This window comes from Caulobacter sp. GW821-FHT10A06 (genome assembly GCF_059415805.1).
This window is the reverse complement of record NZ_JBWKNY010000003.1, coordinates 583,055-607,929: the sequence shown is the minus strand read 5'-3', so window position 1 is coordinate 607,929 and position 24,875 is coordinate 583,055. Positions and strand designations below refer to the sequence as shown.

The 24,875-nt window shown below is 67.9% G+C and carries 21 protein-coding genes and 2 pseudogenes; 19 read left to right on the top strand and 4 right to left on the bottom strand.

Annotation, left to right across the window (positions count from 1 at the left end):
- Positions 1-38: 38 nt before the first annotated feature.
- Positions 39-2,954 carry a TonB-dependent receptor gene (locus tag AC07NF_RS10615; protein WP_494631833.1) on the bottom strand — a complete coding sequence of 972 codons (2,916 nt, stop codon included), beginning with the start codon at positions 2,952-2,954 and terminating at the stop codon, positions 39-41.
- Positions 2,955-3,282: 328 nt separating this feature from the next.
- Here AC07NF_RS10615 and AC07NF_RS10610 point away from each other — a divergent pair, with 328 nt between their 5' ends.
- The 14 genes and pseudogenes from AC07NF_RS10610 to AC07NF_RS10545 all read left to right on the top strand — a co-directional run bounded on the left by AC07NF_RS10610 (position 3,283) and on the right by AC07NF_RS10545 (position 18,739).
- Positions 3,283-5,019 carry an IlvD/Edd family dehydratase gene (locus tag AC07NF_RS10610; protein WP_494631834.1) on the top strand — a complete coding sequence of 579 codons (1,737 nt, stop codon included), beginning with the start codon at positions 3,283-3,285 and terminating at the stop codon, positions 5,017-5,019.
- Complete coding sequence (locus AC07NF_RS10605; RefSeq protein ID WP_494631836.1) at positions 5,020-5,934, top strand: 2-dehydro-3-deoxygalactonokinase; 915 nt, start codon at positions 5,020-5,022, stop codon at positions 5,932-5,934.
- A 3-nt stretch (positions 5,935-5,937) separates the two neighbouring features.
- The gene (locus tag AC07NF_RS10600) at positions 5,938-6,549 is read left to right on the top strand and encodes a 2-dehydro-3-deoxy-6-phosphogalactonate aldolase (RefSeq protein WP_494631837.1); all 612 of its coding nucleotides are present in this window, start codon (positions 5,938-5,940) and stop codon (positions 6,547-6,549) included.
- A 24-nt stretch (positions 6,550-6,573) separates the two neighbouring features.
- Positions 6,574-8,145, top strand: coding sequence for a sodium/sugar symporter (locus AC07NF_RS10595; RefSeq protein ID WP_494631839.1), 1,572 nt, complete (start codon positions 6,574-6,576; stop codon positions 8,143-8,145).
- A 187-nt stretch (positions 8,146-8,332) separates the two neighbouring features.
- Positions 8,333-9,061, top strand: a complete 729-nt coding sequence (locus tag AC07NF_RS10590) for a FadR/GntR family transcriptional regulator (protein WP_291871766.1) — start codon at positions 8,333-8,335, stop codon at positions 9,059-9,061.
- Between the two features lie 79 nt (positions 9,062-9,140).
- Positions 9,141-10,142, top strand: coding sequence for a glycoside hydrolase family 5 protein (locus AC07NF_RS10585; protein WP_494631841.1), 1,002 nt, complete (start codon positions 9,141-9,143; stop codon positions 10,140-10,142).
- 52 nt (positions 10,143-10,194) lie between these two features.
- Positions 10,195-11,205, top strand: a complete 1,011-nt coding sequence (mgrA, locus tag AC07NF_RS10580; protein ID WP_494632140.1) for an L-glyceraldehyde 3-phosphate reductase — start codon at positions 10,195-10,197, stop codon at positions 11,203-11,205.
- Positions 11,206-11,273: 68 nt separating this feature from the next.
- A pseudogene (locus AC07NF_RS10575) lies at positions 11,274-11,423 on the top strand (helix-turn-helix domain-containing protein); the annotation flags it as partial.
- Between the two features lie 226 nt (positions 11,424-11,649).
- Positions 11,650-12,000, top strand: coding sequence for a hypothetical protein (locus tag AC07NF_RS10570; RefSeq protein WP_492814453.1), 351 nt, complete (start codon positions 11,650-11,652; stop codon positions 11,998-12,000).
- Positions 12,001-12,190: 190 nt separating this feature from the next.
- Positions 12,191-12,562 carry a hypothetical protein gene (locus AC07NF_RS10565; protein ID WP_492814451.1) on the top strand — a complete coding sequence of 124 codons (372 nt, stop codon included), beginning with the start codon at positions 12,191-12,193 and terminating at the stop codon, positions 12,560-12,562.
- Between the two features lie 53 nt (positions 12,563-12,615).
- On the top strand, positions 12,616-13,077 hold the full coding sequence (locus AC07NF_RS10560) for a hypothetical protein (RefSeq protein WP_492814449.1): 462 nt from the start codon (positions 12,616-12,618) through the stop codon (positions 13,075-13,077).
- Between the two features lie 65 nt (positions 13,078-13,142).
- Positions 13,143-14,315, top strand: coding sequence for an acetyl-CoA C-acetyltransferase (locus AC07NF_RS10555; protein WP_494631843.1), 1,173 nt, complete (start codon positions 13,143-13,145; stop codon positions 14,313-14,315).
- A 280-nt stretch (positions 14,316-14,595) separates the two neighbouring features.
- Positions 14,596-15,648 (top strand): efflux RND transporter periplasmic adaptor subunit, encoded by a 1,053-nt coding sequence (locus tag AC07NF_RS10550; protein ID WP_494631844.1) that lies wholly within the window; start codon positions 14,596-14,598, stop codon positions 15,646-15,648.
- Positions 15,649-15,658: 10 nt separating this feature from the next.
- Positions 15,659-18,739, top strand: coding sequence for an efflux RND transporter permease subunit (locus tag AC07NF_RS10545; protein ID WP_494631845.1), 3,081 nt, complete (start codon positions 15,659-15,661; stop codon positions 18,737-18,739).
- A 13-nt stretch (positions 18,740-18,752) separates the two neighbouring features.
- On the opposite strand, the gene AC07NF_RS10540 is transcribed toward AC07NF_RS10545, so the two are convergent.
- Entirely contained in the window at positions 18,753-19,433 is a 681-nt protein-coding gene (locus AC07NF_RS10540) for an arylesterase (protein WP_494631846.1), read from the bottom strand.
- 74 nt (positions 19,434-19,507) lie between these two features.
- Between AC07NF_RS10540 and AC07NF_RS10535 the strand changes: the two genes are divergently transcribed.
- Both AC07NF_RS10535 and AC07NF_RS10530 read left to right on the top strand, forming a co-directional pair.
- Complete coding sequence (locus AC07NF_RS10535) at positions 19,508-20,830, top strand: PQQ-dependent sugar dehydrogenase (RefSeq protein ID WP_494631847.1); 1,323 nt, start codon at positions 19,508-19,510, stop codon at positions 20,828-20,830.
- A pseudogene (locus AC07NF_RS10530) lies at positions 20,827-20,956 on the top strand (hypothetical protein); the annotation flags it as partial. The gene AC07NF_RS10535 and the pseudogene AC07NF_RS10530, both read left to right, overlap by 4 nt.
- 7 nt (positions 20,957-20,963) lie before the next feature.
- On the opposite strand, the gene tetR reads toward AC07NF_RS10530, so the two are convergent.
- The gene (gene tetR / locus AC07NF_RS10525) at positions 20,964-21,578 is read right to left on the bottom strand and encodes a tetracycline resistance transcriptional repressor TetR (RefSeq protein ID WP_494631848.1); all 615 of its coding nucleotides are present in this window, start codon (positions 21,576-21,578) and stop codon (positions 20,964-20,966) included.
- Positions 21,579-21,647: 69 nt separating this feature from the next.
- On the opposite strand from tetR, the gene tet reads away from it, so the two are divergent.
- Together tet and AC07NF_RS10515 are read left to right on the top strand one after the other, a co-directional pair.
- Complete coding sequence (tet, locus tag AC07NF_RS10520; protein WP_494631849.1) at positions 21,648-22,853, top strand: Tet(A)/Tet(B)/Tet(C) family tetracycline efflux MFS transporter; 1,206 nt, start codon at positions 21,648-21,650, stop codon at positions 22,851-22,853.
- 38 nt (positions 22,854-22,891) lie between these two features.
- On the top strand, positions 22,892-24,361 hold the full coding sequence (locus AC07NF_RS10515; RefSeq protein ID WP_494631850.1) for a carotenoid oxygenase family protein: 1,470 nt from the start codon (positions 22,892-22,894) through the stop codon (positions 24,359-24,361).
- On the opposite strand, the gene AC07NF_RS10510 is transcribed toward AC07NF_RS10515, so the two are convergent.
- On the bottom strand, positions 24,342-24,476 hold the full coding sequence (locus tag AC07NF_RS10510) for a hypothetical protein (protein ID WP_494631851.1): 135 nt from the start codon (positions 24,474-24,476) through the stop codon (positions 24,342-24,344). The two genes, AC07NF_RS10515 and AC07NF_RS10510, sit on opposite strands and share 20 nt — an antisense overlap.
- A 21-nt stretch (positions 24,477-24,497) precedes the next feature.
- On the opposite strand from AC07NF_RS10510, the gene AC07NF_RS10505 reads away from it, so the two are divergent.
- Positions 24,498-24,815 carry a hypothetical protein gene (locus AC07NF_RS10505; RefSeq protein WP_494631852.1) on the top strand — a complete coding sequence of 106 codons (318 nt, stop codon included), beginning with the start codon at positions 24,498-24,500 and terminating at the stop codon, positions 24,813-24,815.
- Positions 24,816-24,875: the final 60 nt, after the last annotated feature.

Genomic DNA, 24,875 nt, shown 5'->3' with positions numbered 1-24,875 from the left:
GCCAAGCGCGTAGCGCGCCAGGCCGGGATGACAGTGACCTAGAACGTCCCGCGCAGCACCACCGAGTAGCGGCGATCGGCCACCACCCAGTTGTGACCCGTCAGGCCCTCTTCCGGACGCCCCGGATAGCTGACCAGGATCTTGGTCTTGGTGTTGGTCAGGTTCACGGCCTGGAAGCCGACCTTGATCTTGTCGTTGACCGTGTAGAACACCGAGCCGTCCAGCTGGCCGTAGTCGTCGTACCAGGCGGGGATGTTGATGTTCGCCGCCGTGGTCGTCAGCAGGTAACGCTCACGCCAGTTGTAGGCCAGGCGGGCCGACACCTTGCCCAGATCGTACAGGGCCGCGAGGTTGTAGCTCTTCTTCGACAGGCCCTCGAGCGGCATCTCCTCGCCGTGCGTGGTGATGTTGGTCAGCTGGCTGTTGTCGTACGGGTTGGACGCGGCGTTACGCGCGCCCTTGCTGTCGACATAGGTGAAGTTGGCCTGCACGCCGAAGCCCTTCAGCAGGCCCGGCAGGAAGTCGTAGTACTGCTGGTAGGCGACCTCGAAGCCTTTGATCGAGCCCTTGCCGGCGTTGTACGGCTGGATCACCTGGACCGTGCGGGTCACCCCGTTGTTGGTGAAGGTGACGGGCTGGGCGCCGTTGGTGATGAAGCCGTAGATGTCCTTGTAGAACACGGTGGCCGTCAGGCTGCCGGTCGGGGCGAAGTACCACTCCCAGGCCAGGTCGTACTGGGTGGAGCGGATCGGCTTCAGGTTCGGATTGCCGGCGTTGGCCGTGTACTGGAACACGCAGTTGGCCTGGGCGCCGCCGGGGATGGTGCTGGAGCAGGCCCCGCCGGTCAGGAAGCCGTTGGTGGCGCTGATCGCGTAGTTCGGCTGCAGCTGGGCGAAGTCCGGACGCACCACCGCCTTGGCGGCGGCGAAGCGCAGGAACATCTCCGGCGTCACCTTCAGGCGCACGTTCAGGCTGGGCAGGACGTTGACGTAGTCGCGGCCGCCGACGAAGGCGCTCCGGGCCCCATTGGCGAACGCCAGGTCGGCCGCCGGGACGGTCGTCTGGGTGTTGGTGTTGAAGACCTGGATGCCCTGGCTGGTGGTCTCGGTCTTGACGATCCGGACGCCGATATTGCCGTCCAGCTCACGCTCCTCGCCGCCGATCGCGACGTCGTGGCCGAAGCGCAGCATGGCGTAGCCCGCCAGGGTCTTTTCCTTCTGGTGGTTGGTGCTGCCCTTGCCGCCGTTCTGGGCCTGGCTTTCGAAGTCGCCCGCGAACGGACGCCAGCCGCCGCCGCCCGCGATGGCGATCTGCTCGATCGCCTTGGCGAAGCTGGCATAGTCGTGGACGAACTCGGCGTTCGGCATGACGAAGGTCGCCGGCAGGTGCACCGCGCCGCGGAAATAGTCGTCGAACGGATAGAGGCTGTAGTGGCCCTTGTACGGGGCCAGCTGGTCGATCGAGGGGGCCGACCAGCTGGGCGCCACCGTGTCCCAGCGATAGGCCGTCTCACGGGTCGTGGTCTGGCGATAGGTGCTGCGGACGCCGAACTTCAGCGACTTCAGCCAGCCGTCGTCGTCGAACTCGTAGCCGCCGTCCAGCCGCGTGGCCAGCTCGCTGCCCTCGTTGCGGTCGTGATGGTCCATCACGGCCTGCAGGTAGTAGCTGGCCGGGTTCGAGGTGAACGCCGTGTTGTTGTTCATCGTGATGGTCGGCAGGTCGCTCGTCAGGTCCAGGCTGGCGGGCGAGGCGTCGGAACTCAGCGCGTTGAACGCGGTCGTGTCGACGGTCTTGGTCTTGGCGTAGATGTACTGGACGTCGCCGCTGAACGACCACTTGTCGTTGGGATTGTACTTCAGGTTCAGCGAGTAGTCCGAGGTCACCGAGCTGCGCTCGGCGTAGCGGGTGTCGATGGTCGACGAGCCCAGGCTGGTTCCGCCCGGCGTCTGGGCCAGCGTGCCCTTGGTGAAGTGGCCGCCATTGTCATAGGTGAAGGTGGTGCCGGCGGCCGGGCCGTTGGTCGAGCCGACGTTGAAGCCCACCGCGTGCTCGGACGAGGCCATCAGGGCCGACGAGCGCAGGAACTGCAGGGTCGCTTCCCACTGGTCGTTCGGGCGCCATTGCACGGCGGCGTCGATGCCCTTGCGCTCGCGGTCGAAGTCCAGGCTGCGATAGCCAAAGCCCCCGGGGACATAGACCGTCTTGCCGGGAACCAGGTCGGTGCGGACGAAGTAGGGGTCGACCGAGATGGTGTCGGTGCGGCTCTTCAGCTTGGAGTCCGACAGGTCGATCAGGAAGCCGACCTCGCCGATGCCGGTCTGGAAGCGGTCGCTGTAGAGGATCGAGCCCGAGGGCTTCCACTTCTTGGCCAGGTCGCCGTACGAGCCGTCGATCGAATAGGCGATGATGCGCTTGGCGCTGTCGAACGGCAGGCGGGTGCGCAGGTTGACCGTGCCGCCGACGCCGCCTTCGATGATGTCGGCCGAGGGGTTCTTGTAGACGTCCACGCCGGCCATCAGCTCGGGCGGGATATCCTCGAAGCTCAGGGTGCGGCCGCTCTTGGCCGAGAAGCTGTCGCGGCCGTTCAGTTCCCCGCGCACCCAGCTTAGGCCGCGCACCTGCACGCCCGAGCCCTCGACCGACAGGCGGTCGGCGTCGCGGCCGTCCGAGGTGCGGCCGATGGTGACGCCGGCGACCCGTTGCAGGGCTTCCGTCACCGAGCGGTCCGGCAGGGCGCCGATGTCCGTGGCGGTGATCGAGTCGACCAGTTGCTCGGCGTTCTGTTTCAGTTTCTGCGCCGACTGGATGGCGGCGCGCTGGCCGGTGACGACGACCTCGTCGACGGCCGTGCTTTCGATCTGCTGGGCGAAGGCCGCGGGCGCGGCGGCGCACAGAACCAGGGCCGAAGCGCCAGCCAGCATGATTTTACGACGAGACGAATTGAGGCGCTGCATGCGCTGTTCCCTTCCCCTATGGGGAGCCGTCCCGGTTCGTTCTTGAGCGACCGGTGACGTGCGGCCTGACATGCCGCTTGCTCCATATTCGGTAGCTATAATCGTATAATTGCTACCTTCAAGCCGAAATTGATAGCGCTATCATTTCCGACATGACAGCGTTGTTTCGGCCACACCGCGGGCAATGACACCGCGATCAACCGCAGGAAATCCGGAAGCGCTTCCAAAGCTCGGCTGTTCCGGCGGCCGATTGCTTAGATCATTATTATACTATAAATGGCCGCATAATTCTGAGGGGCGGGGCCAGTAGCCCGCGTTAGGGACGGACATGAGCGACGACACCGCGGGCAAGCGCCTGCGCAGCGGCGGCACCTATGGCAAGCTGGATCGGGACGGGTTCATCCACCGATCGTGGATGAAGAGCCAGGGCCTGCCCGACGACGTGTTCGACGGCCGGCCGGTGATCGGCATCTGCAACACCTGGTCCGAGATCACCCCCTGCAACGCCCACCTGCGCGAGATCGCCGAGCACGTGAAGCGCGGCGTCTGGGAGGCCGGCGGCCTGCCGCTGGAGTTCCCGGCCATGTCGCTGGGCGAGACCCAGATGCGGCCCACCGCCATGCTGTTCCGCAACCTCTTGGCCATGGAGGTCGAGGAGTCGATCCGGGGCAATCCGATCGACGGCGTCGTGCTGCTGGGCGGCTGCGACAAGACCACGCCCGGCCAGCTGATGGGCGCGGCCAGCGTGGATCTGCCGACCATCGTCGTCTCGTCCGGGCCGATGCTGAACGGCAAGTTCCGCGGCAAGGACATCGGCTCGGGCACCGACGTCTGGAAGTTCTCCGAGGCCGTCCGCGCCGGTGAGATGTCCCTGGCGGACTTCATGTCGGCCGAGAGCGGCATGAGCCGCTCGCCGGGCACCTGCATGACCATGGGCACGGCCTCGACCATGGCCGCGATCATTGAGGCGATGGGCCTGTCCCTGCCCTACAACGCCAGCATCCCGGCCGTGGACGCCCGCCGCCGCGCCCTGTCGCACGAGACCGGCCGGACCATCGTGCGGATGGTCAAGGAAGACCGGACCCTGTCCCAGGTCGCCACCCGCGCGGCCTTCGAAAACGCCCTGCGCGTCCACGCCGCGATCGGCGGCTCGACCAACGCCGTGGTGCACCTGCTGGCGCTCGCTGGACGCCTGGGCGTGAAGCTGGATCTGGAGGACTTCGACCACCTGTCGCGCGACGTGCCGCTGCTGGTCGACCTGCAGCCTTCGGGCCGGTTCCTGATGGAGGACCTGCACTATGCCGGCGGCCTGCCGGCGGTGATGAAGCAACTGGAGCCGGTGCTCGATCCCAACGCCCCGACCGTGGCCGGCCACCGCATCGGCGCCCAGTATGAGAGCGCCGAGGTGTTCAACGCCGAGGTCATCCGCACGATGGCCGATCCGGTGAAGCCCGACAGCGGCATCTGGGTGCTGCGCGGCAACCTCGCCCCCGGCGGCGCGGTGATGAAGCCCAGCGCGGCGTCACCAGAACTGCTCAGCCACCGTGGCAAGGCCGTGGTGTTCGAGACCATCGAGGACTTCCGCGCCCGCATCGACGATCCCGACCTGGATGTCGACGCCAGCTCGATCCTGGTCTTGAAGGGCTGTGGCCCCAAGGGCTATCCGGGCATGCCCGAGGTCGGCAACATGCCGCTGCCTCGCAAGCTGCTGGAAAAGGGCGTCAAAGACATGCTGCGGATCAGCGACGCCCGGATGAGCGGCACCGCCTATGGCGCGGTGATCCTGCACGTCTCGCCCGAGTCCGACGCCGGCGGCCCGCTGGCCGTGGTGCGCAATGGCGACGAGATCGTGTTCGACGGGCCGGCCCGCTCGCTCAGCCTGGCCATCAGCGCCGAGGAGCTGGAGAGCCGCCTCGCCGCCTGGCGCGCCGATCCGCCGGCTCCGAAATACACCCGCGGCTACGCCAAGCTTTATGTCGACCACGTGCTGCAGGCCGACCAGGGCGCGGACCTGGACTTCCTGGTCGGGGCCTCGGGCTCGGTCGTCACGCGCGAGAGCCACTAGATGGACCAGGACATCGTCATCGTCGGCGACTGGGGCACCTCGCGCCTGCGGCTGTGGCTGCGCCAGGGCAAGAGCGTGATCCATCGCCGCGATGGCCCGGGCGTCTCGGCCCTGACCGACACGCCGGAGAAGACCTTCCTCGACCTGGTCGGCGACTGGCGCGAGGCCCATCCGGCCGGCGCCCTGATGTGCGGCATGGTCGGCTCGCGCATCGGCTGGAAGGAAGCGCCCTACGCCGCCTGCCCGGCTGGTCCCGCTGATGTGGCGGAGAAGGCCCTGCGATTCACCGCCGACGGCCTGCCGGTGACCCTGGTCCCGGGCCTGTCCTGCGCCAACCCGCTGGGCGGTCCCGACGTGATGCGCGGCGAGGAGACGCAGGTCTTCGGCGCCCTGGCTCTGGACGGAGCCTTGCGCACCGGCCGCCACCTGCTCGTTTTGCCCGGCACCCACAACAAGTGGACCGTGGTCGAGGACGGCAAGATCATGGGTTTCGTCACCGCCCCGGTCGGGGAGACCTTCGCCCTGCTGAAGCAGCACTCGACCCTGGCGGCCGGCGGCGGCTCGCAGGCTGAAGGCTCGGCGGAAGGCTTCGCCCAAGGCCTCTTCCGGATCGCCGAGCATGGCGCCCAGCGCCTGCCGCACCTGATGTTCGAGACCCGCGCGCGGCAATTGCTGGAGGACATGTCCTCGGCCGACGCCATGGGCTTCCTGTCCGGCCTGTTGATCGGGGCCGACGTGGCCGCCGCGCGCGACTGGTTCGGACCGATGCAGGCCGTCACCGTCATCGGCGCCGGAGCCCTGAGCGACCTCTACGTCCATGCGCTGGCCAAGGCCGGCGTCGAAGCCAACACCGTCGGCGGCGATGCGGCCGTCCTCGCCGGACTGTCGGCGATTTCCAGAATTCAGGACCAGTAGCTTATGACCACCGCCGCTCCGCCCCCGATCGTGGCCATCCTGCGCGGCGTGAAGCCGACCGAGATCCTCGACATCGCCGCCGCCCTGGTCGCCGCCGGCATCCGGGGCATCGAGGTGCCGCTGAACTCGCCCGATCCGCTGGAGAGCATCGGCAAGCTGTGCGACGCCTTCGGCGACCAAGCGCTCTGCGGGGCCGGCACGGTGCTGTCGCCCCAGGCCGTCGACGACGTCGCCGGGGTCGGCGGCAAGCTGATCGTCACGCCCAACACCGACCCCGAGGTCATCGCCCGCGCGGTCGCCCTGAACCTCACCGCCATGCCCGGCTTCGCCACGCCCTCGGAGGCCTTCGCCGCCGTGAAGGCCGGGGCCAAGGCCCTGAAGCTGTTCCCGGCCGGCACCTTCGGTCCGGGCCACATCAAGGCGATCAAGGACGTGCTGCCCAAGGACATCGCCGTCTATGCCGTGGGCGGCGTGGGCGCGGCCAATCTCGACGTCTGGAAAGCGGCCGGCGTGGCCGGCATCGGCGTCGGCGGCGAGCTCTACAAACCGGGCTTCACGGCCCAGGAAGTCGGCGAACGGGCCGCCGCTCTCGTGGCGGCCTGGAACCAACAATAACCGTCAACGAACGGGGGGAGGACCATGAACCTAGCAGCCATCGATATCGCGGTGCTGGCGGTCTACGCCGTCGCCATCTTCGGCCTGGCCCAGTGGGTCAGCCGCGACAAGGGCGGCCACCAGAAGGACTCGACCGACTACTTCCTGGCCGGCAAGGCCCTGCCCTGGTGGGCCATCGGCGCCTCGCTGATCGCCGCCAACATCTCGGCCGAGCAGATCATCGGCATGAGCGGCTCGGGCTACGCCATCGGCCTGGCCATCGCCTCGTACGAGTGGATGGCGGCGCTCACCTTGCTCATCGTCGGGAAGTATTTCCTGCCGGTGTTCCTGAAGAACGGCGTCTACACGATGCCGCAGTTCCTGGAGCAGCGGTACGGCCCCAGCGTGCGCACCCTGATGGCCGTGTTCTGGCTGGGCCTGTACGTCTTCGTGAACCTGACCTCGATCCTGTGGCTGGGCTCGATCGCCATCCACACCGTCACGGGCCTGGACCAGATGTGGGCCCTGGCCGCCATCGGCGCCTTCGCCCTGGCCTATCAGATCTGGGGCGGGCTGAAGGCGGTCGCGCTGACCGACATCGTCCAGGTGGCCTTGCTGGTCACCGGCGGCCTGATCATCGCCTGGCTGTCGCTGGGCAAGATCGGCGGCGGCGACGTGATGGCCGGCTTCCACCACCTGACGACCCAGTTCCCCGAGAAGTTCGACATGATCCTGTCGAAGGACAACCCGCACTACAAAGACCTGCCCGGCATCGCCGTGCTGGTCGGTGGCCTGTGGATCATGAACATCAGCTATTGGGGCTTCAACCAGTACATCATCCAGCGCGCCCTGGGGGCCAAGGACCTGAAGGAAGCCCAGAAGGGCATCGCCATGGCCGCCTATCTGAAGCTTTTGATGCCGGTGATCGTGGTGCTGCCGGGCATCGCCGCCCTGGTCCTCGCCCCGCAAGGCATCAAGCCCGATCAGGCCTATCCGGAGATGATGAAGCTGCTGCCGCCGGGCCTGCTGGGCCTGGTCTTCGCGGCCCTGGTGGCGGCGATCGTCGCGTCGCTGGCGGCCAAGATCAATTCGATCGCCACCATCTTCACGCTCGACATCTACGCCAAGGCTCGCCCCAACCAGAGCGAAAGCCGGCTGGTCGCCGTGGGCCGCATCACCGCCGTCGTCGCGGTGATCATCGGCGTCCTGACCGCCAAGCCGCTGCTGGGCGGGGCCGAGCAGGCCTTCCAGTTCATCCAGGAGTTCACCGGCTTCTTCACGCCGGGCATTGTGGTGATCTTCATCCTGGGCATGTTCTGGAAGAAGGCGACCACCGCCGGGGCCCTGACCGCCGCCATCGGCTCGGCCGTGCTGTCGGCGGTGTTCTGGTACCTGCAGGAGCAGGCCATCTACACCATGCCGTTCATGAACCGCGTCGGCGTGGTGTTCCTGCTGTCGCTAGCCGGGGCCGTGCTGGTCTCGCTGGTCGCGCCGCAGAAGACACCGGTCAGCGTCGTGACCCTGGAGGGGGTCAGCTACAAGACCTCGACCGGCTTCAACATCGCCGGGGTGGGGGTCATCCTGATCCTCATTGCGCTCTACGCCACTTGGTGGTGAGACCAAATGGGCGGGCTCTGGTCCGCCCATTTTTTCGTTTTGGTCAGACCTCCGACCTGAACGCTCTTGCCGAATGCTCCCGGCGCGGCTGTATTCAGCGCAACCGCTCCATTCGCGAGCGGAGCAAATCAAGTTAGACAGCGGCGACCGCGTTTTTCGTCCCCGCCGCAGGAAAGAAGATCCGCCGATGCGCACGCAGCCCGGCCTGAGTTTGACGTACGGTCTGGTCGAGCAACTGGGTCAGGCCATCGTGACCGGCGAATATGCCGAGGTGGGCTTTCCGACCGAGGGCGAGCTTTCCAAGCAGTTCGGCGCCAGCCGCACCGTCACTCGCGAGGCGGTCAAGATGCTGACCGCCAAGGGCCTGCTCAGCGCCCGCCCGCGCCACGGCACCGTGGTCGAGCCGGAAGCCGAGTGGAACATGCTGGATCCGGATGTGCTGCGCTGGCTGCTGGAGCGCAAGTTCTCGCTGCGCCTACTGGCCGACTTCACCGAGATGCGGCTGGGCATCGAGCCCGCCGCCGCGGCCCTGGCAGCCCGCAACGCCGACGAGGCGGGGCTGGAGGAGATCCGCAAGGGCCTGCGCCGGATGAAGGCCGCCGCCCAGGGCGAGGACGATCCCCTCACCGCCGACATCGCCTTCCACATCGCCATCCTCAGCGCGACCAAGAACCCGTTCTATCGCGAGCTGCACGAGCTGGTGAACACGGCCCTGCGCATCTCGATCCGCTTCACCAACCGCATCAAGGGCCGCACCGCCTCGATCCCCTCGCACGAGGACGTGGCCGAGGCGATCATCGCCCGCGACGCCGACAAGGCCTCGGCGGCGATGCGCGAGATCATCGTCGACGTGCTGGAGCTGATCCGCGCGGCCTCGCCGTCGACCGAAAGCGAAGCGGCCCGACGCGAAGCCTGACGTCCAAGGCTTGCTTTTCGGGCGAGAATTGACAACGTTGTCAAGCAGCGGCCGTCAGAGCCGTCTCTGGGAGCACGCCATGGTCTCGATCCGCAAAGTTCTAGGCCTGGGCGCGCTCGTCGCCCTGCTGGCCCTGCCCGCCGCCGCCCGCGAGATCTCGCCGGAAGCCCAGGTCGCCGCCATGAAGCGCGGCGTCAACATCATCGGCTACGACCCGCTGTGGAAGGACCCCGCCAAGGCCCGCTTCCAGCTGGAGCGCCACTTCAAGATCATCAAGGCCGGCGGCTTCGACACGGTGCGGGTCAACCTGCACGCTTTTGCCCACATGGACGCCGAGGGTCGCCTCGATCCGCAGTGGCTGGCGACCCTGGACAAGGTGGTCAAAGAGGCCCTGGCCGCCAAGCTGACGGTCATCCTGGACGAGCACGACTTCAACGCCTGCCAGGACGACCTGGCGGCCTGCAAGCCCAAGCTGACCGGCTTCTGGACGCAGATCGCCCAGCGCTACAAGGATACGTCCGACCAGGTGGTGTTCGAACTGCTGAACGAGCCGAACCGCGCCATGGACCCGGTGTGGAACGCCTGGATTCCCGACCTGCTGGCGGCGATCCGCCCGACCAATCCAACCCGCAATGTCATCGTCGGCCCGACCAACTGGAACAGCCTGCACCGCCTGGCGGACCTGCAGCTGCCCAAGGCCGATCGTCACCTGATCGTGACCTTCCACTACTACGATCCGTTCCCGTTCACCCACCAGGGCGCGTCGTGGGCCAGCCCTGTTCCGCCGATCGGCGTCAGCTGGGGCACGGCGGACGAGCATGCCCGCATCGACAAGGATTTCGACACGGTCGTCGCCTGGGCCAAGGCGGAGGGCCGCCCGGTGCTGCTGGGCGAGTTCGGGGCCTACGACAAAGGTCCAATCGACTCCCGCATCGCCTATACGCAGGCTGTCGCCCGCTCGGCCGAGGCCCATGGTTTCGCCTGGGCCTACTGGCAGTTTGACAGCGACTTCGTGGTCTACGACATCAAGGCCGACGCCTGGAACGCCCCCATTCACGACGCTCTGATCTCCAAGAAGTAGGACAGTCCCCGTGCAAATCCCCTACGTCGCCGCCGCCGATCGCTACACGTCGATGCCCTATCGCCGCACGGGCCGCAGCGGCCTGGATCTGCCGGCCATCTCGCTGGGCCTGTGGCAGAACTTCGGCGGGGCCGACGTGTTCGAGACCGGCCGGGCCATCCTGCGCCGGGCGTTCGACCTGGGCGTCACGCACTTCGATCTCGCCAACAACTACGGCCCGCCCTACGGCTCGGCGGAAGAGAACTTCGGCAAGGTGCTGAACGACGACTTCAAGGCCCATCGCGACGAACTGGTGATCTCGACCAAGGCCGGCTGGGACATGTGGCCGGGTCCCTATGGCGGCATCGGCGGCTCGCGGAAGTACCTGATCGCCAGCTGCGACCAGAGCCTCAAGCGCATGGGCGTCGACTATGTCGACATCTTCTACTCGCACCGCGTCGATCCCACGACGCCGCTGGAAGAGACCATGGGCGCCCTGGCCCACCTGCACCGGCAGGGCAAGGCGCTGTATGTCGGCATCTCGTCCTACTCGCCCGAGCTGACCCGCCAGGCCCACGCCATCCTGAAGAGCGAGGGCGTGCCGCTGCTGATCCACCAGCCGTCCTATTCGATGGTCAATCGCTGGATCGAGGACGAGTTGCTGGACACCCTGGAGGCGCTGGGCGTCGGCTGCATCGCCTTCTCGCCGCTGGCCCAGGGCATGCTGACCAGCAAGTACCTGAACGGCGCGCCGGCCGACTCCCGCGCGGCGAAGGGCGGCTCGTTCGGCGGTCACCTGCTGACCGAGGACAACATCGCCCGCATCCGCGCGCTGGACGCCATCGCCAAGCGCCGCGGCCAGACCCTGGCCCAGTTGGCCCTGTCGTGGGTGCTGCGTGATCCGCGCGTCACCTCGGCCCTGATCGGCGCCCGCACGGTGGCTCAGCTGGAGGACTCTCTGGCCGCGCTGAACACCCTGGCCTTTACCGCTGAAGAGCTGACCGAGATCGACACCCATGCCTCGGAAGGCGGCGTTGATCTGTGGAAGGTGTCTTCGGAACTCGCACCAGGCGACCTGCCGTAACCATAATAGCCAAGGTTTAATGTTCCGACGGCTTGTCGAAGGCGCGCGTTCGCATAAGGTTCTGCGCGATGGATAAGGGCGACCCTACCCTGTCTGACGAGGCCATAGGTCTCGACCGCCTCACCGAGCGTGAGCGCGAGTGCCTTCGACTCGTCGATCGTCACATGAGCTCCAAGGAGATCGCCCGCGAGCTGGGCCTCTCCAAGCACACAGTCGACTGGCACCTGGACAAGGCCCGCAAGCGCCTGGGCGCGGCGGACCGCTACGACGCGGCGCGCCGGGTCTTTGATCGGCCAAATGGGGATCGGGGCGCCCCCCCTCCGACAGCCGATACCCCCCCTCCGATCGCGCCACCCCCTCCTATCGTGTCAGGGTCCGACGCGGCCCGGCTAGGCGAACATCCCTCCTCACGGTCAGCTGACCGCATTGAGGAAGGAGTTCCCAGTGAACGAGTTGACCCCCCATCAGAAGGACGCGATCGGCCGAGCCGCTCACCTGCGTCGGGAAGTCTCGAGCTTCCAGGACACGTGGCCGAGGCTGAATTCGGCCGAGCTCTTGCCCCCGCTCACGTGGAGCGAGCTCGAGCGCCAGCTCATGAACCTGGCGGCCACCCCGACCGCGGCGTCCATGGTGCCGGACCTGGTGGCGGCTACGCGCAAGCAGGCTTCGTTCAAGCCGAACGAGCTGGTGATGCGCGAGATCCTGTGTATCGCCAGCGCGGTGATGGACGAGACGTTCCTGACGGACTCCGACTCCTCGTCTCAGGACTTGGAGGAGGACGGCCCAATGAGCTGAGCGTCCCGCTCCGACTGGCCTTCATCGTCGCCGTGATGATCGTGACCGCCTTTGCGTTCGGCTCGATCCTGGCGGGGCTCCACGCCCTCGAAGGCCTCGCGCACTAAAGCCCGCCCTCGGGCTCAAGCCTCCCGACAATCGAACAATCCATGACGCGCCGACGGACCCTTCCGGCGCGAGGAGAGAAGCTATGCTCAAGCAACGTCGCCTGGCCGCCGAAACCGTCGCCGAAGCCCTGTTCGCCGCCGAGCGCGCGATCGACGCCGCCATCGCCAGCACCGCCGCCCTGGCCGGCCTGATCCCCGAGCAGCGCCAGCAGGCCAACCTCTCGGCCATGATCGGCCAGGAAGCCCTGATGACCACGATCCAGACCATGGGCGCGCTGGGCGCGGCCCGCGAAGGCATCGTCACCACCCACCGCCACCTGACCACCGCCCAGCGCGACATGGGCCTGGCGGCGGTGTCGTTCGGCGACGGCGGCTACAAGCAAGGTCCGGAAGACAAGCCCGGCGTGCCGACGGGCGTGTTCACCCTGGCGGCCGACAACCGCAACGCCGCCTAAAGATCGTCGATCGAAAGATCGGTTCTCGGCCCTCCGGCCTCGCCGGAGGGCCGTTGCTTTCGAGCCTCGCCCCCGGCAAGCTGCCCGCGATGTTCCTGCACTTCCTCTATCAATGGGCGAGCCTGATCGCGCTGGTCGTCACGGCGACCATGGCGCTGTGGCGCGGCGACTGGCCCGAGCGCTCCGGCGCTCTCGCGATGATCATCGCCTGGTTCGCCACGCCCCTGGTGCAGAACGGCCTGCAGCGCTTCGGCGTGCAGGAGGGCGTGATGATCGTGGACGCGGGCCTGTTCGCCGCCCTGCTCTATGTCGCCCTCAAGTCCAACCGCTGGTGGCCGCTGTGGGCCTGCGGGTTCCAGGCCATGAACGTCGTGCTGCACGTGGCCGTCATCGCCGACGCCAAGATCTGGGCCTGGTCGTACTTCATCGCCAGCTCGGTCTTCAGCTACCTGGTCATGATCGCCCTGTTGCTGGGCGCCCTGGGCCGACCCCCGCGCGAGCGGCGCACGACCTGACGCCGCGTCACGGCTGACAGCCCCTCGAACGCCTGTTTCACTCCTCCTAACGACAGGAGGAAACCATGGGTGAAGCCTATATCGTGGCGGCCGCGCGGACGGCCGGCGGGCGCAAGGGCGGCAAGGTCTCGGGCTGGCATCCGGCCGATCTGGGGGGCGCGGTGCTGGACGCCCTGGTGGCGCGCACCGGCGCCGATCCGGCCCTGATCGAGGACGTGATCATGGGCTGCGTGGGCCAGGTCGGCGAGCAGGGCCTGAACATCGCCCGCAACGCCATCCTCGCCTCCAGCCTGCCCGAGAGCGTGCCGGGCACCTCGGTCGACCGCCAGTGCGGCTCGTCGCAGCAGGCCATCCACTTCGCCGCCGCCACCGTGATGTCGGGGGCCATGGACATCGTCATCGCCGCCGGCGTCGAGAGCATGAGCCGCGTGCCGATGGGGCTGTCCTCGCAGCTGCCCTACAAGAACGGTTTCGGCACCTACAAGAGCCCGCGCATCGAGGACCGTTATCCCGGCATCCAGTTCAGCCAGTTCACCGGCGCCGAGATGCTGGCCAAGAAGTACGACCTGTCGCGGGCCGAACTCGACGCCTACGCCCTGAAGAGCCACCAGCGCGCCATGGCCGCCACCAAGGGCGGCAAGTTCGCCGCCGAGATCGTGCCCATCGACGTGACGCTGGAGGACGGGACCACCGTCCGCCACGACGCCGACGAAGGCATCCGCTGGGACGCCACCCTGGAGTCGATCGGCTCGGTGAAACTGCTGGCCGAGGACGGCCGCATCACCGCCGCCACCTCCAGCCAGATCTGCGACGGCGCGGCCGGCGTGATGATCGTCAACGAGCGGGGGCTGAAGGCTTTGGGCGTGAAGCCCTTGGCTCGGATCCACAGCATGACCGTGATCGGCCACGACCCGGTGATCATGCTGGAGGCCCCGATCCCCGCGACCCTGAAAGCCCTGGACCGGGCCGGCCTGAAGATCGGCGACATCGACCTCTATGAAGTCAACGAAGCCTTCGCCTCGGTGCCGACGGCGTGGCTGAAGGTCACCGGCGGCGATCCCGACAAGCTGAACGTCAACGGTGGCGCGATCGCGTTGGGGCACCCGCTGGGCGGGTCGGGGGCCAAGCTGATGACGACCCTGGTGCATGCGATGCAGGACCGCGGGGCGCGGTACGGGCTGCAGACGATGTGCGAGGGGGGCGGGCTGGCGAACGTGACGATCGTGGAGCGGCTCTGATCTCCCTTCCCCCTTGATGGGGGAAGGGTCGGGGATGGGGGTGACCTGCTGAGCCGGCCGCCGTGCGCGGCAACAACCGCCCTAGTCACCCCCACCCCTGCCCCTCCCCCATCAAGGGGAAGGGGGTCATTGATTTTATCGTCTTACGGCAAATTAACTCAGCGACCCGGGGTTTGTCGGCTAGAAGGCCGTCGGGCTCTAACTGTCGCTGGGGATAATCGTGCTTTACCGGATCAATGGGCGCCGCCCGACTTTGAGCGCGCTGGTCTTGGTCCTGGGCGTGAGCGCGATCGCTCTGTCAGGCTGCGGCGACAAGAAGGCCAAGAAGGAGAAGGCGTCGCCCTCCGCCTCGGCCACCGTCAGCGTCGTCACGGTGACCAGCCAGCCGATCGCCCGCCAGATCAACGCCACCGGCACGATCTCGCCCTGGGAAGAGGTGCCGGTCGGCGCCGAGACCGGCGGCCTGACGGCCGTCTCGGTCAATGCCGAGGAAGGCCAGGTCGTCCAGGCGGGCCAGGTGCTGGTCCAGCTGAACAGCGCCGTGCTGGCCGCTCAGCTGCGCCAACAGGACGCCAGCGTCGCCAGCGCCAAGGCCACTCTGGCCGAGGCCAGCGCCGCCTTGAACCGCGCCCGCGAGCTGAACGCCAAGGGCTATCTGAGCCAAGCCGGCCTCGACACGGCCACTGCTCGCCAGGGCACGGCCGCCGCCAACCTGGCCGCCGCCGAAGCCGGCCGAGGCGAGACCGCCGCCCGCGTCGCCCAGACCTCGGTCCGCGCTCCGGTCGGAGGGCTGATCAGCCGCCGCAGCGTCACCAAGGGCCAGATCGTCAGCGCCGGTTCGGAGCTTTTCCGCATCGTCCGCGACGGCCGCCTGGAGCTGGACGCCGACATCCCCGAGACCGACCTGGCGGCCGTGAAGGCCGGCATGCCGGCCAAGATCTATTCCGAGAAGCTGGGCGAGATGACCGGCCGCGTGCGTATCGTCACCTCGGAGGTCAACGCCCAGACCCGCATCGGCACGGCCCGCGTCGCCCTCAATTCCATGGGCGGCTTCCGTCCGGGGATGTTCGCCCGCGCCACGATCGACGCCGGCGACCAGCCCGCCCTGGTCGTGCCCAGCGCCTCGGTGCTGTACCGCGAGAACCGCCCCGGCGTGTTCGTGGTCGACGCCGCCAAGAAGGTCCACTTCCGCCGCATCACCGTCCTGACCAACACCGGTGACCGCGTCGCCGCCACCGGCCTGACCGCCGGCGACAGCGTGGTGGTCGACGGCGCCGGCTTCCTGGGCGAAGGCGACCTGGTGCGCATCAGCGCCGCCAAGTCGGCGCGCTGAGGACCGGCCGATGCGCAACATCTCATCCTGGGCGATCAAGAACCCGATCCCCGTCATCCTGCTGTTCGTCCTGCTGTGCGTCTACGGCGTGGCCAGCTTCAACAGCATGCGGATCAACAACAACCCCGACGTCGACCTGCCGATCGTCGTCGTCACGGCCGTGCGCCCCGGCGCCGCGCCCAGTGAGCTGGAGACCCAGGTCACCCGCCTGATCGAGGACTCGATCGCGGGCCTGGGCCAAGTGCGCCACACCAATTCCACCGTCGTCGACGGCGCCTCGACCACGGTCATCGAGTTCGAACTGGGCGTCGACCACGAGCGCGTCACCAACGACGTGCGCAACGCCATGTCCAACCTGCGGGGCTCTCTGCCCCAGGACATGCAGGAGCCGACCGTCACCCGCGTCGACATCTCGGGCGATGATCTGATCACCTATGTGGTCAAGGCCCCGACCCTGACGCCCGAGCAGCGCAGCTGGTTCGTCGACAACGACGTGTCCCGCACCCTGCTGGCCCTCCGCGGCATCGGCGAGGTCAACCGCCGGGGCGGCGTCAGCCGCGAGATCGAGGTCGCTCTCGACCCCGACCGTCTGGCCGCGCGCGGCGTCACCGCCGCCGCCGTCAGCCAGGCCCTGGTCTCGTCCAACGCCGACCTGCCCGGCGGCCGGGTGACCATCTCGGGCGCCGAGCGCGCCATCCGCACCCTGGGCGCGGCCGGCTCGGTCGAGCAGCTGCGCGAGACCCGCGTCCCCGTCGCGGGCGGCGAGACCGTGCGCTTGGCCGACCTGGGCAATGTCACCGACCACTGGGCCGAGCCCCGCTCGCGCGCGCGCTACGACGGCCAGGAGGTCGTGACCTTCTCGATGATCCGCTCGCGCGGCGCCTCGGAAGTGCAGACCGCCGAGAAGGTCCGCAAGGCCGTCGAGAAGCTCGACAAGGAACACCCCGAGGTCCAGATCGAAGAGATCACCTCGAACGTGAAATATATCGAGGAGAGCTACATCGCCTCGATGGAGGCGCTGATCATCGGCGCCATCCTGGCCGTGCTGGTGGTGCTGCTGTTCCTGCGCGACTGGCGCGCCACCTTCCTGTCGGCCGTGGCTATCCCGATGTCGCTGATCCCGACCTTCGCGGTGCTGGCGCCGATGGGCCAGTCGCTGAACGGCATCACCCTGCTGGCCTTGTCGCTGACCGTCGGCATCCTCGTGGACGACGCCATCGTCGAGATCGAGAACATGGTCCGCCACATGCGCGGGGGCAAAAGCCCCTATGCGGCGGCGATGGAGGCGGCCGACGAGATCGGCCTGGCCGTCGTGGCCACCACCTTCACCATCGTGGCGGTGTTCGCGCCGGTCGGCTTCATGCCCGGCATCGTCGGCCAGTTCTTCAAGGCCTTCGCGCTGGCGGCCTGCGTCTCGGTGCTATTCTCGCTGGTGGTCGCCCGCCTGCTGACGCCGCTGATGGGCGCCTACATGCTCAAGGCCGACGTCAAGCACGAGGACAAGGACCCGCCGTGGATGGGTCCCTATCTGAAGAGCCTGAGCTGGGGCCTGAACAATCGCTGGAAGGTCCTGTTGATGGGCATCCCGATGTTCATCATCTCGATCTTCCTGGCCACCCGCCTGCCGTTCGAGTTCCAGCCCCAGGCCGACCGCGGCCGGGCTCAGTTCTCGGTCGAGCTGCCGCCGGGCGCCACCCTGGACGAGACCGACGCGGTGGTGCAGCGCGTGACCCGTGAACTGCGCGCCCGCACCGAGGTCGTCAGCGTCTACAGCTCGGTCGGCAGCAACAATGCGGTCAACAAGGGCTCGGTGACCGCCGATCTGACCGACAAGAGCCAGCGGATCAGCCAGAAGGTGTTCAGCCGCCAGATGGTCGACCAGTTCGCCGCCATCCCCGGCGCGCGGATCGGCGTGGGCGGCAATAACGGCGGCGGTCCTTCGGACGGCAGCGGCTACACCCTGAGCCTGGTCAGCGACAACGGCCCGGCCCTGGAAGCGGCCGCCCGCAAGGTCGAGGCCGAGATGCGCTTGGTCCCGGGCCTGGCCCACGTGGTCAACACCGCCTCGATCGCCCGTCCCGAGATCGTCGTCACGCCCAAGGCCGACCAGGCCGCCCGCGCCGGCGTCTCGGCCGGCGCCATCTCGCAAGCCGTGCGCGTGGCCACCATCGGCGACGTCGACCAGAACCTGCCCAAATATAATCTGGGTGATCGCCAGGTGCCGATCCGCCTGCGCCTGAACGACGACGCCCGCGGCGACATCGCCGTGCTGCAGACCCTGCAGGTGCCGTCGGCCAACGGCCCCGTGCCGCTGAACGCCGTCGCCGACGTGCGTTTCGGCGCCGGTCCCTCTCAGATCGACCGCCGCGACCGCTCGCGCGTGGCCACCATCACCGCCGAGCTCGATGGCATCGTCGTCGGCGAGGCGGCCAAGCGCGTCCACGCCCTGCCCTCGGTCAAGAAACTGCCCACGGGCGTCAAGGAAGTGGCCGCCGGCGACGCCGAGTTCATCCAGGAGATGGTCACCGGCTTCCTGGGCGCGCTGATCACCGGCATCCTCCTGATGTACGTCGTGCTGGTGCTGCTGTTCCGCAGCTTCGCCCACCCGATCACCATCATGGTGGCCCTGCCGCTGGCCATCGGCGGCGCCTTCGGCCTGCTGGTGCTGGCCAAGTCCAGCTTCTCGATCTCGACCCTGATCGGGATCCTGATGCTGATGGGCATCGCGGCCAAGAACTCGATCCTGCTGGTCGAGTACGCGATCATGGCCATGAAGGAACAGGGCATGGACAAGCGCACGGCCATCATGGACGCCGCCCACAAGCGGGCGCGGCCGATCCTGATGACCACCGTGGCCATGGGCGCGGGCATGCTGCCCACCGCCATCGGCCTGGGCGCCGAGGTCGAGTTCCGCGCCCCCATGGCCATCGCGGTCATCGGCGGCCTGATCACCTCGACCCTGCTGTCGCTGCTCTACATCCCGGTGGTGTTCATCCTGATGGACGGCCTGACGGTGCGGACGGGCAAGCTGATGCACCGCATCTTCGGCGGCCAGCACCACGTGGCGGCGAAGAAGCCGATCGTCGAATAACCCGGACGGTGGCTCAGGCCTTCAGCGCCTGAGCCACCACCGGCGCCAGCCGGTCGGCGATGATCCGCGCGCCCTCGGCATTGGGATGGATCCCGTCCCGCTGCATGTAGCGCGACACCCCGATCACCCCGGTGAAGAAGTCCGGCGCGTAGAACACCCCCTGCTCGCGCGCCAGGTCCGGATAGAGCGCGGTGAAGCGCCGGGCATAGGCCACGCCCAGCAGGGCCGGCGCGGTCACGCCCGCCAGCACCACGCGGACATTGCGGTTCTTCAGGTGCTGGATGATGGCCCGCAGGTTGGCCTTGGTCATCGACGGGTCCAGGCCTAGCAGCAGGTCGTTGCCGCCCAGGGCGATCACGCAGACGGTCGTCTCGGCCGGCACGCGGTCGACGCGGGCCAGGCCGTTGGCGCTGGTGTCGCCCAGCACGCCGAAACCCTGCACCCGCGACTTGATGCTCATCCGGTCCAGCGCCGCCTGCAGCCGCGCGGGCATGGCCATGTCGCTCTTCAGCCCCAGCCCCGCCGTGATCGAGTCGCCCAGCACCGTCACCAGGGGCGGCGGCGGAGGGGGTGGCGGCGGCTTGGGCGCGGCCTTCTTGCGCGAGGCCGCGAAGGCGCCGCCCGGCAAGGCCACAGCCACAAGGCTGCCAAGCAGGCTGCGACGATCAAAAACGCGGGACTGGAACTTAACCATGGTCGAACCGTATCAATCTCCAGAACACACTAAAGTCCATCCGCGTTGAACGCAGGGTGAAGGGAGAACCGCCGATGCATCGCCGAGTTCGCGAAATCTTGATTATCGGCGGCGCCGTCGCGGCGGTCGCCGCCTGCGGCAAGAGTAACAGTCAGCAGAACAGCACGGTGGGCTACGGCCCCAACCCCGCCCTGCCCGAGCCGACCCGCACCCTGATCCCGACCGTGAAGGTCTCTGAGGTGGTCGGCTGGCCCGCGGGCGTTACGCCCCGCGCCCCGGCCGGCTTCCGCGTGCAGCCGTTCGCGACGGGCCTGGACCATCCGCGCTGGCTGCTCGTCCTGCCCAACGGCGACGTGCTGGTCGCCGAAAGCAACGCTCCGCCCAAGAAGGAGCCGAACAAGGGGATCAAGGGCTTCTTCGAGGCCAAGCTGATGAAGAAGGCCGGGGCCGGCGTGCCCAGCGCCAACCGCATCACCCTGCTGCGCGACGCCGACCACGATGGCGTGGCCGAGGTGAAGACGCCGTTCCTGACCGGGCTCTATTCCCCGTTCGGCATGGCCCTGGTCGGCGACACTTTGTACGTCGCCAACGCCGACGCCATCGTCGCCTTCCCCTATGTGGCGGGCGCCACCAGCATCACCGCCGCGCCGCGCAAGGTCGCCGACCTGCCGGGCGGACCGATCAACCACCACTGGACCAAGAACATCATCGCCAGTCCGGACGGCTCGAAGCTGTTCGCCACGGTCGGCTCCAACAGCAATGTCGGCGAGAACGGCATGGCCAACGAGGTCGACCGCGCCGCCATCCTGGAAGTCGACCTGGCCACCGGCAGCAAGCGCCTGTTCGCCAGCGGCCTGCGCAATCCCAACGGCATGGGCTGGAACCCGGTGGGCGGGCAGCTGTGGACCACGGTCAACGAGCGTGACGAGCTGGGCAACGACCTGGTGCCCGACTACATGACCTCGGTGCATGAGGGCGGCTTCTACGGCTGGCCCTACAGCTGGTTCGGCCGCCACGTCGACAAGCGGGTCAAGGACGCCGACCGCCGCCCCGACATGGTCGAGCGCGCCATGGTCCCCGACTACGCCCTGGGCGCCCACACCGCCTCCCTGGGCCTGACCTTCTATACGGGGGCCAGCTTCCCGGCCCACTACAAGGACGGGGTGTTCATCGGCCAGCACGGGTCTTGGAACAGGAAGCCGCAGGCGGGCTACAAGGTGATCTTCGTGCCGTTCGCCGGCGGCAAGCCGGCCGGTGGGGTCGAGGATTTCCTGACCGGGTTCCTGGATGCTGAGGGCAAGGCGCAAGGCCGGCCGGTGGGCGTGACCGTGGACGGCGCCGGAGCGCTGCTGGTCGCCGACGACGTGGGGAACGTGGTGTGGCGGGTCAGTAAATAGCTCGGCGGGACCGAAACCTCGTCCTTCGACAAGCTCAGGATGAGGTTTCTTACTGAACCGCCCTCACCTAGATCCTCATGCTGCGCCAACCTTGATCCTCATCCTGAGCTTGTCGAAGGACGAGGATCACGCACTAGCCTCTCAGCTCCGCCTCCGCGCCCTTCACGATCAACTCCAACCCCCGCTCGAACAGCCCCGCGTGGTCGCTCCGGCGATAAAACGCGATCGCCTCCGCCAAGGCCGGATAGGCGCTCGCCGCCTCATCCAGCCGCGCCTGCTCGGCCGAGCCGGTGATGGGCGAGGCCTGTTCCTCCAGCACGCAGCCGACGACGTAGCGGCTGATCGCCACGAACAGCTGCAGCGCTTCGCCGGGCGAGAACCCCGCCGCCGTCAGACACCGGATCTGGACCTCGACATGGTCCAGGTCGTCGGGCGCGGCCTCGGTGCCCGCATGGACCCGCGCGCCGTCGCGATAGGACAGCAGGGCGGCGCGGAAGCTTCTGGCGTTACGGCGCAGGAAGTCCTGCCAAGTCTCGCCCGGACGCGGCGTACGCGCGTCCGAGGCCCGCGCCAGGATCTCGCCATTGATGGCGTCCAGCAGGGCCTGCTTGTTCTTGAAGTGCCAATAGAGGGCTGGCTGCTGCACGCCCAGGCGCTGGGCGATGGCCCGTGTCGACAGGGCGTCGATGCCGACCTCGTTCAAGAGCTCCAGCGCCGTGTCGAGGATGCGCTGGCGGTCGACCTTCATGAGCTTCCTATATGAATCGCTTGACCTGACGGCCGATCTCGACTTTATCGCCGATAAAGGAATTTATCGATGATAAAGTTTTACCGTTCGAAAGCCGCCTTCGGCCTGATCCTGACCACCGTCGCCCTGGACGCGGTCGGCATCGGCCTGGTCATGCCGATCATCCCGCGCCTGCTGCGCGAGGTCGGCCACACCGGCGACCTGGGCTGGCGGTTCGGGGCGTTCCTGGGCCTGTACGCCCTGATGCAGTTCCTGTGCGCCCCGGTGCTGGGGGCGATCAGCGACAAGGTCGGCCGGCGGCCGGTGCTGCTGGTCTCGCTGGCCGGCGCGGCGATCGACTACGTGTTCATGGCCCTGGCGCCGTCGCTGTGGTGGCTGTTCGTCGGCCGCGCCATCGCCGGGGTCACCGGGGCCAACATGGCCGTGGCCCAGGCCTATATCGCCGACATCACCCCCGAGGCGCAGCGCACCCGCCGCTTTGGCCTGTTCAGCGCCATGTTCGGGGTGGGCTTCATCCTGGGCCCGGTGATGGGCGGGTTCCTCGGCGAGGTCTGGACCCGCGCGCCGTTCCTGGCGGCGGCCGTGCTGAACGGCCTGAACTTCCTGCTGGCCGTCCTCGTGCTGCCGGAGTCGCACGAAAAGCGCGGCGGCGTCATCGACCGCGCGGCCTTCAACCCGTTCGCCTCGCTGCGCTGGGCCACGGCGTTCCCGGCCCTGCTGCCGCTGATGGCCGCCTTCGTGATCATGGCCATCGTCGGCGAGGTCGGCGGCACGATCTGGGTGCTGTACGGCGAGGACAAGTTCGCCTGGGATCCCTGGACCGTCGGCTTCTCGCTGGCCGGCTTCGGGGTCTTCACGGCCCTGGCCCAGGCCTTCGTGGCCGGCCCGGTCGCCGAGCGGTTCGGCGAGCGCAAGACCCTGGCCATCGCCATCGTCTGCGACGCCTTCGCCTATGGGGCCATCGCTTTGGCCAACAAGGGCTGGATGGCGTTCGCGCTGCTGCCGTTCTTCTGCCTGGGCGGCATCGGCCACGCGGCGATCGCCTCGCTCTTGTCGGCCCAGGTCGGCGAGGACCAGCAAGGCCGGCTGCAAGGCGTGATGGCCAGCCTGGCCAGCCTGGCCTCGGTGATCGGCCCGGTGGTCATCGCCCAGGTCTATTTCGCCAGCCGCGGCGTCTTCCCCGGCCTGGTCTGGGCGGTCGCCGCGGGTCTGGGCCTGCTGTGCCTGCCGATCCTGCTGGGCGGCCCCAAGGGCAAGCTTGCACAACAGGACTGACTGGGTCAGGGTCGCTCCAACGATAAGGAGGACCCGCCATGAAAGTCGATCGCCTGCCCAAGGTGCGGACCTCGCTGTCGCCGACCAACCACCCGTACATGACCGGCGCCTGGACGCCGCTGCACGAGGAGGTCAACGCCTGGGACCTGGAAGTGCTGGAAGGCGCCATTCCGGCCGACCTGGACGGCATCTATCTGCGCAATACCGAGAACCCGGTCCACGATCCGGTCGGTCGTTACCACCCGTTCGACGGCGACGGCATGGTCCACGCCATCGAGTTCAAGGGCGGGGAAGCGACCTACCGCAACCGCTTCATCCGTACACGGTGCTTCGAGGCCGAGCAGGAAGCCGGCGAGGGTCTGTGGGGCGGGCTGATGGACGGTCCGGGGACCTCCAAGCTGCCCGGTTTCGGCGCCCACGGGGGCCTGAAGGACACCGCCAGCACCGACATCGTCGTCCACAACGGCGAGGCCATCGCCACCTTCTACCAGTGCGGCGAGGCCTATCGCCTGGATCCCCTGACACTGGAGAACCTTGGCGTCGCGGCCTGGGCCCCGCTGGAGGGCGTCTCGGCCCACCCCAAGGTCGACGAGGCCACGGGCCAGCTGATGTTCTTCAACTACTCCAAGACCTGGCCCTACATGCACTACGGCGTCGTGGACGCAGGCGGCAAGCGCACCGTCTATCAGGGCGTGCCCCTGCCCGGCCCGCGCCTGCCGCACGACATGACCTTCTCGTCGAAATACGCGATCCTCAACGACCTGCCGGTGTTCTGGGACCAGGACCTGATGGCCAAGGGCATCCACGCCGTGCGCCTGCACAAGGGCCTGCCGTCGCGCTTTGCTTTGGTGCCGCGCGAGGGCGGCGAGCCGCGCTGGTTCGAGGCTGCGCCGACCTACGTCCTGCACTGGCTCAATGCGTATGAGGACGGCGACGAGGTGGTGCTGGACGGCTACTTCCAGGAGAACCCGATCCCGCGCCCCCTGGAGACCGCGCCCGACGGCCACAACCACCTGATGGCCTACCTGGACGAGCACAGCTTTCGTTCGAAACTGCACCGCTGGCGCTTCAACCTGGCGACCGGCGAGACGACCGAGAAGCACCTGGACGACCGGGTGCTGGAGTTCGGCATGTTCAACCAGAAATACGCCGGCAAGCCGTATCGGTATGCTTATTCGACGACGAGCAAGCCGGGGTGGTTCCTGTTCAACGGCTTCGTGAAGCACGACCTGGAGACGGGGGAGAGCTGGGAGATCCAGCTGCCCGAAGGCGTCTACGCCAGCGAGGCGCCGTTCGCGCCGAAGGTGGGCGCGGTCGACGAGGACGACGGGTATCTGGTGAGTTTCCTGATCGACGAGAACCGGGGAACGTCGGAGTGCGCGATCGTGGATGCGAAGAGCTTCCAGATCGTCTGCCGGGTGGCCTTGCCGCACAAGCTCAGCAGCGGGACGCATAGTGTCTGGGCCGGGCGGGAGATGCTCACCCGTGTCATCCCGGAAGCCTCGTAGAGGCTATCCGGGACCCAGGGGCGAGTGGCCGAGCGGTGGCCCCTGGGTCCCGGCTCTCCGCTTCGCTACGGCCGGGATGACACGCTGGGATTATGGTTAACCGCCCCTTCACCACGTTCGCGCTAGTCTCCCGACCATGCGCCGCCCGCTGCTCGCCCTGTTGCTCCTGATCGCCACCCCGGCCCTCGCCGGGCCGGCGGCCAAGGTCGTGGCCAAGCCCAAGCCGGTCGTCATGGCCTCGCAGGTCCCGCTCGACACCCAGAGCTACGTCCTGCAACCCCTGGTCCCGCTGGCCTCGCAGCGTCCCGGCGGCGACGCCGGCCAGTGCCGGGCCTCGTGCGCCAAGCAGCTGTATTTCTGCGGCGTCGACGGCGATGATGGCAGCTGCGGCAGCCTCTACGCCCAGTGCGCCGCCTCGTGTAAGGCGACCTACACCGCGCCGCGCTTCCGCTAAGGCCGAGCCCCCTAAGTAGCCGCCCAAGCTTGCCGCCGCCGGCCGCGCGGCTATCGTGAC

Coding starts and splice junctions, on each gene's coding strand:
- AC07NF_RS10615 (WP_494631833.1), bottom strand. CDS start 2,954: ATGCAGCGCCTCAATTCGTCTCGTCGTAAAATCATGCTGGCTGGCGCT.
- AC07NF_RS10565 (WP_492814451.1), top strand. CDS start 12,191: ATGCTCAAGCAACGTCGCCTGGCCGCCGAAACCGTCGCCGAAGCCCTG.
- tet (WP_494631849.1), top strand. CDS start 21,648: ATGATAAAGTTTTACCGTTCGAAAGCCGCCTTCGGCCTGATCCTGACC.
- AC07NF_RS10515 (WP_494631850.1), top strand. CDS start 22,892: ATGAAAGTCGATCGCCTGCCCAAGGTGCGGACCTCGCTGTCGCCGACC.
- AC07NF_RS10585 (WP_494631841.1), top strand. CDS start 9,141: ATGGTCTCGATCCGCAAAGTTCTAGGCCTGGGCGCGCTCGTCGCCCTG.
- AC07NF_RS10505 (WP_494631852.1), top strand. CDS start 24,498: ATGCGCCGCCCGCTGCTCGCCCTGTTGCTCCTGATCGCCACCCCGGCC.
- AC07NF_RS10590 (WP_291871766.1), top strand. CDS start 8,333: ATGCGCACGCAGCCCGGCCTGAGTTTGACGTACGGTCTGGTCGAGCAA.
- tetR (WP_494631848.1), bottom strand. CDS start 21,578: ATGAAGGTCGACCGCCAGCGCATCCTCGACACGGCGCTGGAGCTCTTG.
- AC07NF_RS10545 (WP_494631845.1), top strand. CDS start 15,659: ATGCGCAACATCTCATCCTGGGCGATCAAGAACCCGATCCCCGTCATC.
- AC07NF_RS10610 (WP_494631834.1), top strand. CDS start 3,283: ATGAGCGACGACACCGCGGGCAAGCGCCTGCGCAGCGGCGGCACCTAT.
- AC07NF_RS10540 (WP_494631846.1), bottom strand. CDS start 19,433: ATGGTTAAGTTCCAGTCCCGCGTTTTTGATCGTCGCAGCCTGCTTGGC.
- AC07NF_RS10595 (WP_494631839.1), top strand. CDS start 6,574: ATGAACCTAGCAGCCATCGATATCGCGGTGCTGGCGGTCTACGCCGTC.
- mgrA (WP_494632140.1), top strand. CDS start 10,195: ATGCCCTATCGCCGCACGGGCCGCAGCGGCCTGGATCTGCCGGCCATC.
- AC07NF_RS10600 (WP_494631837.1), top strand. CDS start 5,938: ATGACCACCGCCGCTCCGCCCCCGATCGTGGCCATCCTGCGCGGCGTG.
- AC07NF_RS10535 (WP_494631847.1), top strand. CDS start 19,508: ATGCATCGCCGAGTTCGCGAAATCTTGATTATCGGCGGCGCCGTCGCG.
- AC07NF_RS10605 (WP_494631836.1), top strand. CDS start 5,020: ATGGACCAGGACATCGTCATCGTCGGCGACTGGGGCACCTCGCGCCTG.
- AC07NF_RS10555 (WP_494631843.1), top strand. CDS start 13,143: ATGGGTGAAGCCTATATCGTGGCGGCCGCGCGGACGGCCGGCGGGCGC.